The sequence below is a fragment of the Streptomyces sp. yr375 genome (genome assembly GCF_900110755.1).
Taxonomy (GTDB): domain Bacteria; phylum Actinomycetota; class Actinomycetes; order Streptomycetales; family Streptomycetaceae; genus Streptomyces.
Genome location: NZ_FOFF01000056.1, coordinates 37,021 through 51,892 on the forward strand (window position 1 = coordinate 37,021; position 14,872 = coordinate 51,892).

The window sequence follows — 14,872 nt, forward strand, 5'->3', positions numbered from 1 at the left end:
GGACTCCAGTTTCGTTAATCACTCGCGCCTGCTACGTTGAGGCTCCACGCTAACGGTACTCCGAGCCCATTAGTTGGGTACGGGCGGCGAGAGAGGAACAGCCATGGAATACAGGCGGCTGGGCGCATCCGGCCTCAAGGTCCCCGCACTGAGCTTCGGCACCGGCACCTTCGGCGGCCAAGGGCCGCTGTTCGGCGCCTGGGGCACCACCGATGCGCAGGAAGCGCGCCGTCTCGTGGACATCTGCCTCGACGCCGGGATCACGATGTTCGACACCGCCGACGTCTATTCCGGCGGGGCCTCGGAGGAGGTGCTGGGCGAAGCGATCAAGGGCCGCAGGGACCAGGTGATCGTGTCCACCAAGGCCGGCCTGCCGATGGGTGACGGCCCAGGCGATGCGGGCTCCTCCCGTTCGCGTCTGATCACCGCGTGCGAGGACGCCCTGCGTCGGCTCGGCACCGACCATCTCGACCTGTTCCAGCTGCACGCCTTTGACGCCGGCACACCGGTCGAGGAGGTCCTGTCCACGCTCGACGATCTCGTACGAGCAGGGAAGGTCCGCTACCTCGGCATCTCCAACTTCTCCGGCTGGCAGGCGATGAAGTCCCTCGCGAGCGCGGAAAAATACGGCCACCCGCGCTATGTCGCACACCAGGTCTACTACTCCCTCATCGGCCGCGACTACGAATGGGAGCTGATGCCCCTCGGGCTCGATCAGGGCCTCGGAGCCCTCGCCTGGAGCCCCCTCGGCTGGGGACGGCTCACCGGCAAAGTCCGCCGCGGCCGGCCGCTACCGGCCAACAGCCGGCTGCACCACACCGCGGACCACGGCCCGCCGGTCGAGGACGACCACCTCTACCGCGTGGTCGACGCCCTCGACGGGATCGCGCAGGAGACCGGCAAAAGCATTCCGCAGATCGCCATCAACTGGCTGTTGCAGCGACCGACCGTCTCCTCCGTCATCATCGGCGCCCGCGACGAGAACCAGCTTCGCCAGAACCTCGGTGCCGTCGGCTGGACACTCACGCCCGACCAGATGGCGAAACTCGATGCGGCGAGCGGCAAGACGGCGCCCTACCCGTACTTCCCCTACCAGCGCCAGGAAGGCTTCGCCCGCCTCAACCCACCAGTTGTCACGCCTCCGCCCGCCGCATGACTTCCGTCAGTGGGTGTGGTCGTCCGCCGCCGCTGTCATCAGGGGGTGTGCGGTCTGTTCGGTGGTGTCGGGTGGGATGACCAGGAGGTCCCAGCGGCCGCGGCCGGGGGCGAGTAGGACGACGGTGTCCGGGGCGGTGGCCGTCACGTTGCGAGACAGTCGTACGACCTGGTTGCAGACGAGGATCCGGCCGGGGGCGGCCGACCACTTCGACCCGTTGACGCCGACCCGGGTGATGTGACCCCAGGCGGGCGGCAACCCGCCCAGCAGGGCGGGGAGTTCGGCGAGCAGGTCGTAGGAACGGGGCCACCACGCGCCGTCGATGGGGCGGGGCATCGAGCGGTGGGGGGCCAGGGTCAGGCGCAGGAGCGGGAGGGAGGGCGGCGGCGGGGGCTGGAGTGCGGTGGTCATGTCTGCTCCGTAAGGGGCCGCGAGCGGGCCGTAAGGGGAGACGGAAGTGAGCAGGTCGCAGGCCTGGGCGGGCTGTTTTCCAGTCGCACGGAGCGAGGACGAGACCGGTCAGGACGCCGGTGTACGAAGGATCCTCGTGCCCTCACCGTACTCCCCCGCCCTCCCCGGCTACTGCGCGTGACCGGGCGGCCGTCACGGGGGGTCGGAGGGGGCGATGTCCTGTTCGGCCCAGATCGTCTTGCCCGTGGCCGTGGGCCGGGTGCCCCAGCGCTGGGTGAGCTGGGCGACCAGGAGCAGGCCCCGGCCGCCCTCGTCGTAGGTGCGGGCGCGGCGCATGTGGGGCGCGGTGCTGCTGGCGTCCGAGACCTCGCAGATGAGGCTTCTGTCGTGGATGAGCCGGAGTTGGATGGGCGCCTCGGCGTACCGGATCGCGTTGGTGACCAGCTCGCTCACGACCAGCTCGGTGACGAAGGCGGCGTCGGTCAGACCCCAGGTGTCCAGTTGCCCGACGGCGTTCTTGCGGACCTCGGCGACGGCGGCGGGATCGGGGGCGACGTCCCAGACCGCGACCCGGGCCGAGTCCAGCGCCCGGGTGCGGGCGACGAGCAGGGCGACGTCGTCGATGGGCCGGTGCGGGAGCACCGCGCCGAGGACCGTGTCGCACACCGTGTCGAGGGAGGCGGCGGGGCGCGCGAGCGCCTGGCACAGCCGGGACAGACCGTCGTCGACGGCGGCGGAGTCGGCGTCACGATCACTGGATGCGGATGCGGACGCGGACGCCGGTGCCGGTGCCGGTGCGATCAGGCCGTCCGTGTACAGGACCAGCAGGCTGCCCTCAGGCAGTTCGATCTCGGCCGACTCGAAGGGCAGCCCGCCGAGCCCGAGCGGCGGCCCGGTCGGCAGATCCAGCAGCTCTACGGTGCGGTCGGGGCCATGGGCACCATAGGGGCTCACCACTACGGGGAGCGGGTGGCCGGCCCGGGCTAGGGTGCAGCGGCGCGAGACGGGGTCGTACACCGCGTACAGGCAGGTCGCCCCGACGTCCTCGCCGGCCAGCCGGACGACCAGGTCGTCGAGGTGGGTGAGCAGTTCGTCGGGCGGCAGGTCGATGTCGGCGAGGGTGCGGACGGCGGTCCGCAGCCGTCCCATGGTCGCGGAGGCGTGGATGCCGTGGCCCACGACGTCCCCCACGACCAGCGCCACCCGCGCGCCGGACAGCGGGATCACGTCGAACCAGTCGCCGCCCACCCCGGCCCGGGCCCCGGCCGGGAGGTACCGGGACGCGACCTCCACCGCGTCCTGCTCCGGCAGCCGCTGCGGCAGCAGACTGCGCTGCAGGGCGACCGCCGTGCCGCGTTCGCGGGTGTACCGGCGCGCGTTGTCGATGCAGACGGCCGCCCGGGCGGCCAGTTCCTCGGCGAGGACGAGATCGTCCTGCTGGAACGACTCGGGATGCCGGTGCCGGACGAAGACGGCGACGCCCAGGACGCTCCCGCGCGCGGTCAGGGGCACGGTCATCACCGAGTGGATGCCGAACTCGCGGATCCGTTCGGCCCGCAGCGGGTGCCGGGCCGCCCAGTCGACGATCACGGGATCGGTCGTCCGGTACCGCAGCGACCGCCCCGACCGCACACTGTCCGCCGGCGGCGCGCCCGCCGGATACTCCTCCGTCCCGCCCGGGACGACGGCCGCCTCGGGCACCCCCGGCAGCACGGACTGATGCGCGATGCGGCGCAGCACGAGCGAGCCGTCGCCCGAGTCCGTACGCCTGTCCTCGCCTCCGCCTCCGCCTCCGCCGTCACCGTCACCGGTGTCGCCGTCGGCCTCGTCGAGGGAGGCCAGCAGGTCGACGCTGACGAAGTCGGCGAGGTCGGGGACCGCCACGTCCGCCAGTTCCTGTGCCGTCCGGGTCACGTCGAGGGTGCTGCCGATGCGCCGGCCGGCCTCGGCGATCAACTGGAGGCGGTTGCGGGCCCAGTACTGCTCGGTGATGTCGTGCGCGGTGAGGGAGACACCGCGGGTCCGGCCCGCGGCGTCCCGCAGCGGGGCCAGGACGACCGACCAGGCGTGCTCCTCGGGCTCACCGGCGGTCCGCAGATAGTTCTCGCGGTAGTGCGGGCGGCCGGTCGCCAGCACCCGAAGCATGTCCTGCTCGGCCACTTCGCCCGCCGCGTCGTCCACGATCTCCGACACGCGCAGCCCGCGCATGTCACGCTCGGTGAGCGCCATGGTGCGTTCCAGGCCCTCGTTGGCGCGCCGCAACCTCAGCCCGGTGTCGTACAGCGCCAGCGCGCAGCTCGGAGACTGGGCGAAGCTCCAGCCCACCAGGTCGTCGTCGGCGGGCGCGGGCTCCTGCCCGGTCAGGGCGGAGACCAGCAACCACTCGCCGCCGCCGGACTCCGGCGTACGGTGGTGGGCCAGCACGCGGGCGTCGACGCGGTGACCGTCCCGGTGCCTGAGGGCGAGGTCGCCGTGCCACCTCGGCAGCCCGGCGAACGGCGGGAGCCGCGCCGGGGTGGGCTCCTCGGCGAGCAGTACGGCGGCGGACCGGCCCAGGATCCGCGCCGCCGAATGCCCCAGCAGCGCTTCGGCGCCCGCGTTCCACCCGGTCACGGTGGCGTGCTCGTCGACGGTGACGCGCGCGGTGAGCGCCTCGTCGACGACGTCCCGGACGGAACCCGTCTCCTCCATGGCCGCTCATCTCGCTCTCGTCGGACTCCGGCCTCCGACTCCTCACTTACCCGTACTACCCTTTTTCAACATTATTCCGCCGCAGCGTACGTGCGCACCATCCGATGACCATGGCGTTGACCAGCGCCCCGACGGCCACGGCGACGACGAACATCGCCGTGCCGTCCGGCAGTACGGCGAGGACGAAACTGGCCGGGAGGGTGGCGAACAGCGGAATGACCCCGGCCATGGACTCACCCGAGTCGTCGGCGACGCTCACGACGAGCGCCCAGCCGAGCAGGACGGCACAGCCGGCCAGGTAAACGAGGGCGACGACGTCGGTGAGGGCATGCCGCAGCCAGGTCAGCGGGCGGGTCGGCGGGCGGTTCACTCGGGTGAGCTCCTCGGGTGCGGGCCGGACGGGTTCGGGCGGGTCAGGCCGAGGTCGTAGGCGAGGATCGTCGCCTGGACCCGGTCGCGCAGCCCGAGCTTCCGCAGCAGGGCGTTGACGTGCGACTTCACGGTGCCGACGGTGATGCCGAGGTTCTGGGCGATCTCCGCGTTGTTGAGTCCCGACGCGAGCAGCGCGAGGACGTTGCGCTGGCTGCCGGTGAGACTCTCCAGCTCGCGCGGACCGCTCCCGGACCAGGCGGCGGGCCCCGCCCCGGACGCGTAGTGGCCGATCAGCCGACGGGTCGCGGACGGCGCGAGCACGCTCTCGCCCGCGGCCACCACCCGGATGCCGTCCAGCAGTTCGGCGGGCCTCACGTCCTTGAGCAGGAACCCGGACGCGCCCGCGCGCAGCGCGTCGAAGACGTACGCGTCGAGGTCGAAGGTGGTCAGGACGAGGACCCGGGGCGCGTCCGGGCGGCCGGTGATGATGCGGGTGGCGGCGATGCCGTCCAGTTCGGGCATCCGTACGTCCATGAGGACGACGTCGGGGGCCAGTTCGGCGGCGAGCCGCACCGCGGCGGCCCCGTCGGCGGCCTCGCCGACGACCGTCATGTCCTCCTCCGCGTCGATCACGGCGGCGAACCCCGCCCGGACGATGCCCTGGTCGTCGACGACCAGCACGCTGAGGCTCATGGCTCCAGCTCCCTCTTCTCGCCCGCGAGGGGCAGCCGTAGGTGGACCGTGCCCGGTCGGCCGGCAGTGGTGGCCAGGGTGCCGCCGAGCGTCGCGGCACGCGCCGCCAGCCGCGCCCGTACGGCCGGGTCGTCGGCGCGCGGCACGCCGGTCGCGGTGAGCGTCAACGTACCGTCGCGCACGTCGAGTTCGAGCAGCGCGGGCTCGTCGCCGCCGGCCGCGAGCACCGTCTCGGCCGCGTGGTAGGCGGCCAGGTCCACGGCGGTGGGCAGTCGTTCGGGGACACGGTCGGTGAGCCGTATCTCCACGTCGCGGCCGGTGGCCCGGCACTGCTGGGCGAGCAGATCGAGGGCCTGGACGGTGGGCTGCGGCCGCAGTGCGGGCCCCGACGCCCCCTCCCCCTCCCCCTCCCCTTCCCCTTCTCCTTCTCCTTCCCGGACGGTGTCGAGCAGGGCGCGCATCGCGGCCAGCGCCTCACGGGCGCGTTCGGCGACCGCGTCGAGCCGCCCCGCCGCCGCCTCCTCGACCATGTCGCCGGTACGCGCCAGCACGGTGCTCTCCAGCCCGGCGGCGATCCGCCGCCGCTCGGCCCACGCCTCCCGTACGGCCTCCTCGGTCCAGGCGACGAGACGTTCGTCCCGCGCCCCCCGCACCGCCGACTCGCGCCGCCCCCACATACGTCCACCCCACCAGGCCGGCCCGACCACAAGCCCTGCCCCGACCACGGCACCCGCCCCAACTCCCCACCCTGGAAGGTCCGTTCCCCGCTCCAGAACGGCAACCGCCACCGCGCCCGCATGCACAACCACGGCCGCGGCGGCGTGTGTCGCCGTTCGGGGACCGTTGCGGGCACCGGTGCGCGCGGTGTCCGTCGTCGCGCGGGACGTCACCGCGGCCAGGGCCGCGCAGGTGCCGAGGATGCTCAGGGCCGGGGGCAGGAGGACCGGGCCGGTGTAGTCGGCCGTGGTCATCGCCGGGGGCCAGAGCAGGGCCAGGCCGAGCAGGGTGAGCTGGGCGGTGCGGGGCGCCCGGCGCAGCCACAGCAGCGCGACCGCCTGGGCCGCCGCCAGGAGGGCGAAGAGGGCGCCTGCGGAGACCTGCGCGCCGCCCGACTGGATCTCCGTGCGGATGACGAGCACCGGAATCAGGGGTTGCAGGACGAGCCCGACGGCGGCCGTGACCTGCGCCGGCCGGTAGCCGCGCGGGACGGAGCGGTCCGCCGGGGCAGCGCTCCGGCCGGGCAGGACGGCCCGTACCTCCCAGCCGCCGTCCGCCGTCGGACCGCTGGTCAGCGTGCCGCCCGCCTCCCGCGCCCGGGACCGCAGGAAGCCCTGGCCGCGTCCCCCGCCGAGGCCGACGCCGTGCGCCGCCGCACCGGCCGGGGGTGCCGCGCTGGTGACGACGACCTCCGTGCGGGCGTCGCCGTACCGGCACACCACCCTCGTCCGCGCGCCGGGCGCGTGCCGGGCCACGTTGGTCAGCGCCTCGCGGACGATGCCGTACACCGCGTCCGCGACCGCGCCGTCCGGCAACGCCCCGCCCTCGCCCCCGATCTCGTCGTCCACCTGTTGGTTCAGTCGGCGGAAGCCCGCGATCAGGCCTCTCAACCGCTCCTCCGGGGACGGCAGTTGCTCGCGCGAGGGCGCCGGTGCCCGTACCGCGCCGAGTGCGCGGGTGACCTCGCGGCCGGTCTCGACCGCGAACTCCAGTGCCTCGGCGGCCAGTTCGGGACGCCGGTCGCGCAGTCCGAGCGCCGCGCCCGCCGTGACCACCACGGCGGTCAGATGGTGGGCGCTGACGTCGTGCAACTCCCGTTCCATACGCCGTCGTTCGGCTGCCGGGAGCCGGTGGCGTTCGGTCTCGGCCCGGTTCAGGAGCCGTTCGGCGGCCCGGCGCGCACGACGGTTGCGCCGTACCAGCAGGCCCGCGCCGCACGCGGACGCGTACAGCAGGGCCGTCAGGACGACGTCGAGGCCGTCGCGGTCGCGCAGCCCGTGCAGCCCGTGCAGGCCGATGCCCTGGAGCGACTGCCAGGCGGCCAGCGCCGTCACGCACAGCACGGCCGTGAAGGTGTCGCGTTCGGTCGCCACGGTGAACAGGGCCAGCGCGACGCCTGCGGTGCCGAGCACCGCCACCGCCCCGGCGGGCAGCGGCCCCGCCCCCAGCGCGCAGGCCACGACGACCACCACGAGGGCGGCCACCGGGCGGGTCCGGCGCAAGGCGAGCGCGGCCGTCACCGGTCCGGCGACCAGAGCCGCCACGAGCAGCGCGGACGCGGACGGGACGGCCCCGCGCGCCAGTTCCGCGCCGGGCCACAGCAGGGCCTGGGCGCAGAGCAGCAGGACCGGGAGCAGCCGGTCGTCGTCGGTTCGTTTCATGGCGGGTCCAGGCTATGACCGCAGGTGAGCGGCCCGACTCCGGCGGAAGGCGGATTCGGGCCTCTTACCTGGGTTGCAGACGCTGCACCTGCGGTTGGAGCGGCCAATCGTCCCGCAGCGCGAGGACGGCGCCGGTCCCTCGCCCCTAGCGTTCAACACGTCGGACAACACGTCCGACTCACTGAACTCGTCCAGGGGGATCCTCCATGCCCAAGCCCGTGTCCAAGCCCATGTCCAAGCGCGTTCTCGTGTCCTCGCTCGTCGGTGTCGTCGCGGTCGGCGCGGTCGGCGCGGTGGCCGCCGGCGGCATCGCCGTCGCCTCGGCGTCGTCCTCGGCCGGCACGAAGGTGACCGTGGCGAACAGTTCCGTCCGCTACGTCGCCCCGTCCGGCGCCGCCGCCGGTTCGATCACGTTCACCGCCGACGTGAGTGACGACTCCGGTGTCCGTGGCCTCAAGGTCCTTGCCTGGCCCGCGAGTTCGAAGCTCGACCCGACCGAGGCGGAGCTGCGGGACGTGGCCGACGCCCGCTGCCACGGCACCACGGCGTCCCGCTGCACCTACACCCTGGCCGTCACGAAGGCGGAGGCCGCCGAACTGGCCCCGGGCACCTGGCACGTCTCGGTGCTGGCGACGGCCAAGGACGGCGACACGACGTTCGTGCCCCGCGCCGCCGCCTTCGACGTAACTCGCTGAGTTTGTGTTCTCACCGCAGATCACGCGGCAGATCTGCGTGCGATGAATATTCCCGGAACGGGAAGTCACTCAGAATTATTTTTCCGACCTGCCCGATCACGGCATGCTACTGTCGACCTCAGTTGCAGTTGTGGTTGCCTAGAGGTTTTCCGACGGGTTGATCACCATCCCGAAGGAGATACATCATGGCCACCGGTACCGTGAAGTGGTTCAACGCGGAAAAGGGCTTCGGCTTCATCGAGCAGGACGGCGGCGGCCCCGACGTCTTCGCCCACTACTCGAACATCGCCGCCCAGGGCTTCCGCGAGCTCCAGGAAGGCCAGAAGGTGTCGTTCGACATCGCGCAGGGCCAGAAGGGCCCGACGGCCGAGAACATCGTCCCCGCCTGAGCATCGGCGCTGACGCATACTTTCGTAGCTGGGGCCCGCACCTTGGGGTGCGGGCCCCGGCTCGCTTCGTTTTCCGGCGATTTTCCGCCCGGTCTTCACCCCCGTTTTCACCTCGTTTTCACCCCGTTTCCGGCTCGTTCTCGCGATTCTCTGCGCCGTTCTTCCCGCTGCGGAATTCCTTGTCACGCGCCCGCAACAAGGAAGGTTCTGCATGAACCATGCACGAAAAACCCGCACATACGACCGTTTCGCGGGATCGACGGGATCGTCGCGCTCGACAGGGTCGACGGGATCGAGCGGCGGCAGCCGTTTCGGCTCTCAGCGCCGCTCCGCAGGTCACGGCCGCCGACCGGCCGCACTCCAGGGTGAATTCGCGCCGCCGAAGACCATCACCCCCGCCCTGCCCGCCGTCGAGGCGTTCGCCGAACTCGCCCTGCCCGCCCCGCTGCTGGCCGCGCTCGGCCACGAGGGCGTGACCGTCCCGTTCCCCATCCAGGCGGCGACCCTGCCGAACTCGCTGGCCGGCCGTGACGTCCTGGGCCGTGGCCGCACCGGCTCGGGCAAGACCCTCGCCTTCGGCCTCGCCGTGCTGGCCCGGATGGAAGGCCGGCGTGCCGAACCCCGCCAGCCGCTCGCCCTCATCCTCGTCCCGACCCGCGAGCTCGCCCAGCAGGTCACCGACGCGCTCACCCCGTACGCCCGCTCGCTGCGGCTGCGCCTCGCGACCGTCGTCGGCGGCATGTCGCTCGGCCGGCAGGCCGGCGCGCTGCGCGCCGGCGCCGAGGTCGTCGTCGCGACGCCGGGCCGGCTGAAGGACCTCATCGACCGGGGCGACTGCCGGCTGGGCGACGTCGCCGTCACGGTCCTCGACGAGGCCGACCAGATGGCCGACATGGGCTTCATGCCCCAGGTCACCGAACTCCTCGACCAGGTACGCCCCGACGGCCAGCGGATGCTGTTCTCCGCCACCCTCGACCGCAACGTCGACCTGCTCGTCCGCCGCTACCTCAGCGACCCGGTGGTGCACTCCGTCGACCCGTCGGCGGGCGCGGTGACGACGATGGAGCACCACGTGCTCCACGTCCACGACGCCGACAAGCACCGTACGACCACCGAGATCGCGGCGCGCGACGGCCGGGTGCTCATGTTCCTCGACACCAAGCACGCGGTGGACCGGCTGACCGAGCACCTGCTCAGCAGCGGTGTCCGCGCGGCGGCCCTGCACGGCGGCAAGTCCCAGCCGCAACGCACCCGCACCCTCGCCCAGTTCAAGAGCGGCCATGTGACGGTGCTGGTGGCGACCAACGTCGCCGCGCGCGGCATCCACGTCGACAACCTCGACCTCGTCGTCAACGTCGACCCGCCCAGCGACCACAAGGACTACCTGCACCGCGGCGGCCGTACCGCCCGCGCCGGCGAGTCCGGCAGCGTGGTCACCCTGGTCACCCCCGCCCAACGCCGCGGCATGACCCGGCTGATGGCCACCGCCGGCATCTCCCCCCAGGTCACCCCGGTCCGCTCGGGCGAGGCGGAACTGAGCCGCATCACCGGCGCCCAGGCCCCGTCCGGCGTCCCGGTCGTCATCACCGCACCGGCCGCCGAGAAGCGACCGCGACGGGCCGGCGGCTCGTCCGCGTCCCGGGGCGGCCGTGGCCGTGGCGGCCAGGGCGGCCGTTCCTCGGCGGAGGCAGGCTGGCGCCGGACGACGGCCCGCCAACGCCCAGCGGCAGACCCGGCAGCCTGACCCCACCATCCCTCCCTTTCCCCTCTCGGCAGGAGCGACTTCTTGACACCGGTTCGGATGCTGCAACCCCGGGTGCTCGACGACATGACCATCGAAGTGGCGCTCTCCCTCATGGACAGCGCCCGGGTCGAGTACCTGCTCCTGTGCGACGGCGACGACCAGACCACGGGTGCCGTCACCCGGACCCGGCTCACCGCCTTCCGCGACAGCTCCGCGTACACGGACCGAACCCGCCTGCGAGAAGTCCTCCACCCCCAGTCCCCCGTACCCTCTCCTCCCTGGGAGGCATCATGCGCTGTGTCATCGCCCGTTACCCGTTCGACTTGACCAGGAACGGGGTGCTGGACTCGATGAAGGGCATCACGCCCGAGCTGGTCACCGGCGAGTCCGTGACCATCGGCCGACGTCGCTACCCCGTGAAGCAGGTGGGCGAGATCCTCACCCGGCAGGACCGCCGCGACTTCACCAGCGGCGAGGTCGTCCGGGCCATGACCCGCCTCGGCTTCACCTGCCACGACCACCCCGAAGCGGCACCCCAGTACGTCCTGACCCCGCTCCAGACGGCGTCGGAACTGCTGGGAAGCCCCGGCGCGCAGGACGCGTAGAAGTACGTAAGGCCCGTAACGAGACCCGCCCGCCCCCACCCGACGCGAGGGGGGGGCGGGTCACGACTTCCCGGAGTCGTACTCCCCACGGGCCTGCTCGATGGCCGTCATCCGCCGCTCCACCCACTGCGCGACGCTCCGGACCTGCTCGGCCGCCTCACGGCCGAGGTCCGTGAGCGAGTAGTCGACCCGGGGCGGGATCACCGGCTTGGCATCACGGTGGACGAACCCGTCGCGCTCCAGCGTCTGCAAGGTCTGCGTCAGCATCTTCTCGCTGACCTTCCCGATCTCCCGCCGCAGCTCACCGAACCGGTACGAACGCTCCCGCAAAGCGATCAGCACCAGCGTCCCCCACCGACTGGTGACATGTTCCATAACCAGCCGCTGCGGACACACCCCACTCCCGACATCAGCCTCCCGCACAAGATCCACCAGCGACGCCCCGTCCCCGTCCCCCTCCACACCCATGCCTTGACCTTACGTCCCGACGGCGGAACCGGACCGTGACGGCGACCGCTCGATACCGCCCGAGACGGCCAGGTTGGACCAGCGGATCCGCAGGCGTCCAGCCGACAGGACGTTCTTCCTATACTGGCAGCATGGACCACGAGCTGGAGCGAGCCGCCCTCGTCGCACTCCTGCGACGCGGTGATCGTTCCTGGCCCGAGCTCACCGACCAGATCGAGACCGTCGGAAGCGCCCGCGACGTCCTCGAGAACGCACTCGACGCCTCGGGGCAGAGTGCCCTCTTCGACACCGGGCCGGCCGTGGACCTGGATGCCGTCGCCGCCGAGATCGCCGCCTGGGAACGCGAAGGCATGCGATTCGTGACGATCCTGGACGAGGACTACCCGCTCTATCTACGGCTGGTCCATCAGCGGCCGCCGTTCCTCTTTCTGCGGGGAACGTCCGTCGCGGCCGACCTGCGGGTCGCAGTCGTCGGTACGCGTACTCCCACGCCAGAAGGCATCGCCCACGCCCGTGCCATCGCGGGTGGACTCGCTGAGCGTGGCGTCACCGTGGTCAGCGGCCTCGCCGCAGGCATCGACACCGCCGCACACGGCACCGCCCTGGCCGTCGGCGGCCGCACGGTCGCCGTCATCGGTACCGGGCTGCGACGGACCTACCCGGCGCAGAACGCCGGCCTGCAGCGGGACATCACCGAGCGTGGTCTGGTGATCTCCCAGTTCTGGCCGGACGCACCGCAGTCAAAGGCGTCGTTCCCCCTGCGCAACGCCGTGATGAGCGGTTACAGCCTGGCCACCGTCGTGGTGGAGGCGGCGTACCGCAGTGGCGCCCGCATGCAGGCCCGGCTGGCCCTGGAACACGGCCGCCGGGTCTTCCTCATGCGCTCACTCATGACCCACGAATGGGCCCGGGAGTACGCGAACCGGCCCAATACCACCGTCATCGACGGCCCGGACGACGTCTTCAGCCGACTCGACTCGCTCGTCCCCACCACGGGCGAGCTCACCTGGGCATAAGCGGCGGGCCGCATGGCAACCGTTGGTGAACTGGCCGCCCGCTACGCCAACTTTCTCGTCCATCCGCTGCTGCCGGGGCCCGGCGTGTGCCAGGTCTGCCGGGGCACGGCGAAACCCGGCTATCCCACCTGCTGGCAATGCCAGGAAGCCAGAAAGATCTTGGGCTCCAAGGTCGCCGATGCCGTGGTCCCGGTGAGCCTGGCCCTCAAGAACGAGCAGTACGCCAACGAACTGTGGCGCTACAAGAACGTCGTGGGAGCGCAGCAGCAGTACTTCCGCACGGGCCTGGCCGCCGTCCTGTGGCGCTTCCTCGCCCTGCACGAAGCGTGTATCACGGCCCACTGCGCCGTACGCGGCTTCGACATCGTCACCTCGGTGCCCAGCACCAGCGGCCGGGAGGACCATCCGCTGCGCACCATGGTGGCCGACATGGTCGGAGCCACTCGCGGCCGCTATCGAGACCTGCTCACCCCGGCATCGGACGCGGCCGCCCTCGGCCGTACGGCCTCCTCTTCGCGCTACTCCGCCTCCGCGCTCTGGGGCGAGAACGTCCTGCTCATCGACGACACCTGGACCACGTGCCACCACGCCCAGTCCGCAGCGGCCGCCCTCAAGAAGGCGGGCGCGGGCAGCGTGGCCGTCGTCGTCCTCGGCCGGCACCTCAACCTGACCTACGGCGACACCGCCACGCTCGTCGAACAGGCCCGCCTGCGTAGCTTCTCCTGGGACGCCTGCGGGCTACGTCCTTGGGACCACGGCCCGAACCCACAGCCACCGCCTCGGGACACAAACCATCGGCCATAGCCGGCCCGTCACTACGCGCTGCATCCCGCCGGAACCCGAGGTGGCCGGTCGTCCCCTGGGGGGGCCGGGTGACCGCCCGTCATCTGCTCACACACGCGCCCGGCGTACCGCTCCAGGAACCTGTACGGGAGTGACCGCGCCGGCGATGAGCCAGGCCGTGGAGGGCGGCAGGAGGGCGCCGCGCACGCGGGTTCGGCTGGTGGTCACCGCGTGCCGCGACTGGGCGCTGAGGTACCGGCGGCGCTACGGCATGCTGTTCGGCGAGCGGGCCGGTGACCTGCCCGGCGGCCTGCCCGGGGAGGTCGCCGGGCAGACCATGCAGACTCCGTTGGATCAGGCGGTGGCGCTGCTCATGGATCTGTTGGTGGCCGTGCAGGGGGCCGCGCCGGCCGACGGCACCAGCGGGGGACCGTACGTTGGACGGGCAACTGCGGCTGTGGGCCCGCTCGCAGGAGCGGGCGGGCGTGGCGCACGCCGCCATCCTGGTCTGGACGCGGGTCCACGGGATCGTGAGCCTCGAACTCACCGGTGCGTTCGACAACCACACGATCAATGCGCAGCGGCTGATCGACCTGGAGGTCGACAACGCCGGTTACAGGGTGACCTGTTTGCCTCCTAGCGTTACGACCAGCTTGCCGTCCGAGGTGTAGGACCAGCCGAGGTTGCCTGCGTACGCCGAGCAGCGTGAGCCGTTGGTGCCGGTCCAGAATTGGTTGGTGGTGTCGGCGTCGCCGGTGGTTTTGTCGTTGGAGCCGGTTACGTTGAAGCGGCATGACGTGTTGGTGCGGAAGACTGAAGTGCCCGCGTCCCAGGAGTAGTTGCGGGTGGCGTTGTCGATGCTCAGGTTGTTCGAGACGGCCATGGAGCCCGGGTTGCTGTTGTACGTGAACCCGTGCTTGCCGTTGTGGAAGGCGATGCTGCGCCGCACGACGTGGTTGACGGCGATGTCGTCGCCGCCGAGCTTGTAGCCGTTGCGGTCGCCGTTGGAGTTCACGGTGCCGTCGGAGAGGGTGCCGTTGTCGTAGGAGAGGGAGTCCTCGATGGTCACCGGGCCGATCGCGCCCGTGTCGGTCTTGGTGTAGAGGTCCCAGCCGTCGTCGATGTTGTTGTGCGAGACGGATTGACATGCTCCTCGTCCTGAAGGACGAGGATTCTGGCCTTCTCTACCGGTTGCTGTGCCGCTACGCGGCACAGTTTCCGATGGGGAATCCGTGGCTTCCTGTTTCTTCACGCTGTGCCAGAACGAGTTCTGGTCTTACCGGCGCTCCGCAGGCCGATACCGCCAGTCCGGCGGCCGTCTTCACGTTGATCGCGGCGTTGGTGTCCCGGTCGTGGACGGTGCCGCAGGCGCTACAGGTCCATTCCCGGACGTTCAGGGGTTTGGGCCCGTCCTTGACTCCGCAGGTGGAGCAGACCTGACTCGTCGGCTCGAACCGGCCGATCTTGATCA

General features: G+C 71.6%; 15 protein-coding genes and 1 pseudogene. 8 read left to right on the forward strand and 8 right to left on the reverse strand.

Annotated features, from left to right (window positions below; genetic code table 11):
- The first annotated feature begins 103 nt into the window (after positions 1-103).
- The gene (locus tag BMZ82_RS34550) at positions 104-1,156 is read left to right on the forward strand and encodes an aldo/keto reductase (RefSeq protein WP_093781353.1); all 1,053 of its coding nucleotides are present in this window, start codon (positions 104-106) and stop codon (positions 1,154-1,156) included.
- A 6-nt stretch (positions 1,157-1,162) separates the two neighbouring features.
- On the opposite strand, the gene BMZ82_RS34555 is transcribed toward BMZ82_RS34550, so the two are convergent.
- From BMZ82_RS34555 to BMZ82_RS34575, 5 genes are all read right to left on the reverse strand, one after another.
- Positions 1,163-1,567, reverse strand: a complete 405-nt coding sequence (locus BMZ82_RS34555; protein WP_093781354.1) for a DUF5994 family protein — start codon at positions 1,565-1,567, stop codon at positions 1,163-1,165.
- 192 nt (positions 1,568-1,759) lie between these two features.
- Positions 1,760-4,258 carry an ATP-binding SpoIIE family protein phosphatase gene (locus tag BMZ82_RS34560; protein ID WP_093781355.1) on the reverse strand — a complete coding sequence of 833 codons (2,499 nt, stop codon included), beginning with the start codon at positions 4,256-4,258 and terminating at the stop codon, positions 1,760-1,762.
- A 55-nt stretch (positions 4,259-4,313) separates the two neighbouring features.
- Positions 4,314-4,628 (reverse strand): SCO4225 family membrane protein, encoded by a 315-nt coding sequence (locus BMZ82_RS34565; RefSeq protein WP_093781356.1) that lies wholly within the window; start codon positions 4,626-4,628, stop codon positions 4,314-4,316.
- A complete protein-coding gene (locus BMZ82_RS34570; protein ID WP_093781357.1) occupies positions 4,625-5,323 on the reverse strand; it encodes a response regulator in 699 nt (232 codons plus the stop codon). Before BMZ82_RS34570 ends, BMZ82_RS34565 begins: the two co-directional genes overlap by 4 nt.
- Entirely contained in the window at positions 5,320-7,701 is a 2,382-nt protein-coding gene (locus tag BMZ82_RS34575; RefSeq protein ID WP_093781358.1) for a sensor histidine kinase, read from the reverse strand. Before BMZ82_RS34575 ends, BMZ82_RS34570 begins: the two co-directional genes overlap by 4 nt.
- A 230-nt stretch (positions 7,702-7,931) precedes the next feature.
- Here BMZ82_RS34575 and BMZ82_RS34580 point away from each other — a divergent pair, with 230 nt between their 5' ends.
- The 4 genes from BMZ82_RS34580 (at position 7,932) to BMZ82_RS34600 (ending at position 11,134) form a co-directional block, all read left to right on the forward strand.
- Positions 7,932-8,396 carry a DUF5707 domain-containing protein gene (locus BMZ82_RS34580; protein ID WP_093781371.1) on the forward strand — a complete coding sequence of 155 codons (465 nt, stop codon included), beginning with the start codon at positions 7,932-7,934 and terminating at the stop codon, positions 8,394-8,396.
- A gap of 185 nt (positions 8,397-8,581) precedes the next feature.
- Positions 8,582-8,785: a cold-shock protein gene (locus BMZ82_RS34585; RefSeq protein WP_030939356.1), complete on the forward strand. Its 204-nt coding sequence runs from the start codon at positions 8,582-8,584 to the stop codon at positions 8,783-8,785.
- A gap of 211 nt (positions 8,786-8,996) precedes the next feature.
- A complete protein-coding gene (locus tag BMZ82_RS34590; RefSeq protein WP_093781359.1) occupies positions 8,997-10,529 on the forward strand; it encodes a DEAD/DEAH box helicase in 1,533 nt (510 codons plus the stop codon).
- A gap of 290 nt (positions 10,530-10,819) precedes the next feature.
- Positions 10,820-11,134: an SCO5918 family protein gene (locus tag BMZ82_RS34600; protein ID WP_093781361.1), complete on the forward strand. Its 315-nt coding sequence runs from the start codon at positions 10,820-10,822 to the stop codon at positions 11,132-11,134.
- Positions 11,135-11,194: 60 nt separating this feature from the next.
- On the opposite strand, the gene BMZ82_RS34605 is transcribed toward BMZ82_RS34600, so the two are convergent.
- Positions 11,195-11,509: a winged helix-turn-helix transcriptional regulator gene (locus tag BMZ82_RS34605; RefSeq protein ID WP_256252270.1), complete on the reverse strand. Its 315-nt coding sequence runs from the start codon at positions 11,507-11,509 to the stop codon at positions 11,195-11,197.
- A 224-nt stretch (positions 11,510-11,733) separates the two neighbouring features.
- Between BMZ82_RS34605 and BMZ82_RS34610 the strand changes: the two genes are divergently transcribed.
- The 3 genes from BMZ82_RS34610 to BMZ82_RS42885 all read left to right on the forward strand — a co-directional run bounded on the left by BMZ82_RS34610 (position 11,734) and on the right by BMZ82_RS42885 (position 14,072).
- A complete protein-coding gene (locus tag BMZ82_RS34610; RefSeq protein WP_093781363.1) occupies positions 11,734-12,618 on the forward strand; it encodes a DNA-processing protein DprA in 885 nt (294 codons plus the stop codon).
- 12 nt (positions 12,619-12,630) lie between these two features.
- The gene (locus BMZ82_RS34615) at positions 12,631-13,422 is read left to right on the forward strand and encodes a hypothetical protein (RefSeq protein WP_093781364.1); all 792 of its coding nucleotides are present in this window, start codon (positions 12,631-12,633) and stop codon (positions 13,420-13,422) included.
- A gap of 272 nt (positions 13,423-13,694) precedes the next feature.
- Entirely contained in the window at positions 13,695-14,072 is a 378-nt protein-coding gene (locus BMZ82_RS42885; RefSeq protein WP_218159083.1) for a TetR-like C-terminal domain-containing protein, read from the forward strand.
- Here the strand turns inward: BMZ82_RS42885 and BMZ82_RS34625 are convergent.
- Positions 14,015-14,542: pseudogene (locus tag BMZ82_RS34625) on the reverse strand (silent information regulator protein Sir2); the annotation flags it as partial. The gene BMZ82_RS42885 and the pseudogene BMZ82_RS34625 sit on opposite strands and share 58 nt — an antisense overlap.
- A gap of 61 nt (positions 14,543-14,603) precedes the next feature.
- On the reverse strand, positions 14,604-14,872 hold a 269-nt coding region (locus BMZ82_RS34630), incomplete at its 5' end, for a zinc ribbon domain-containing protein (protein ID WP_143098965.1).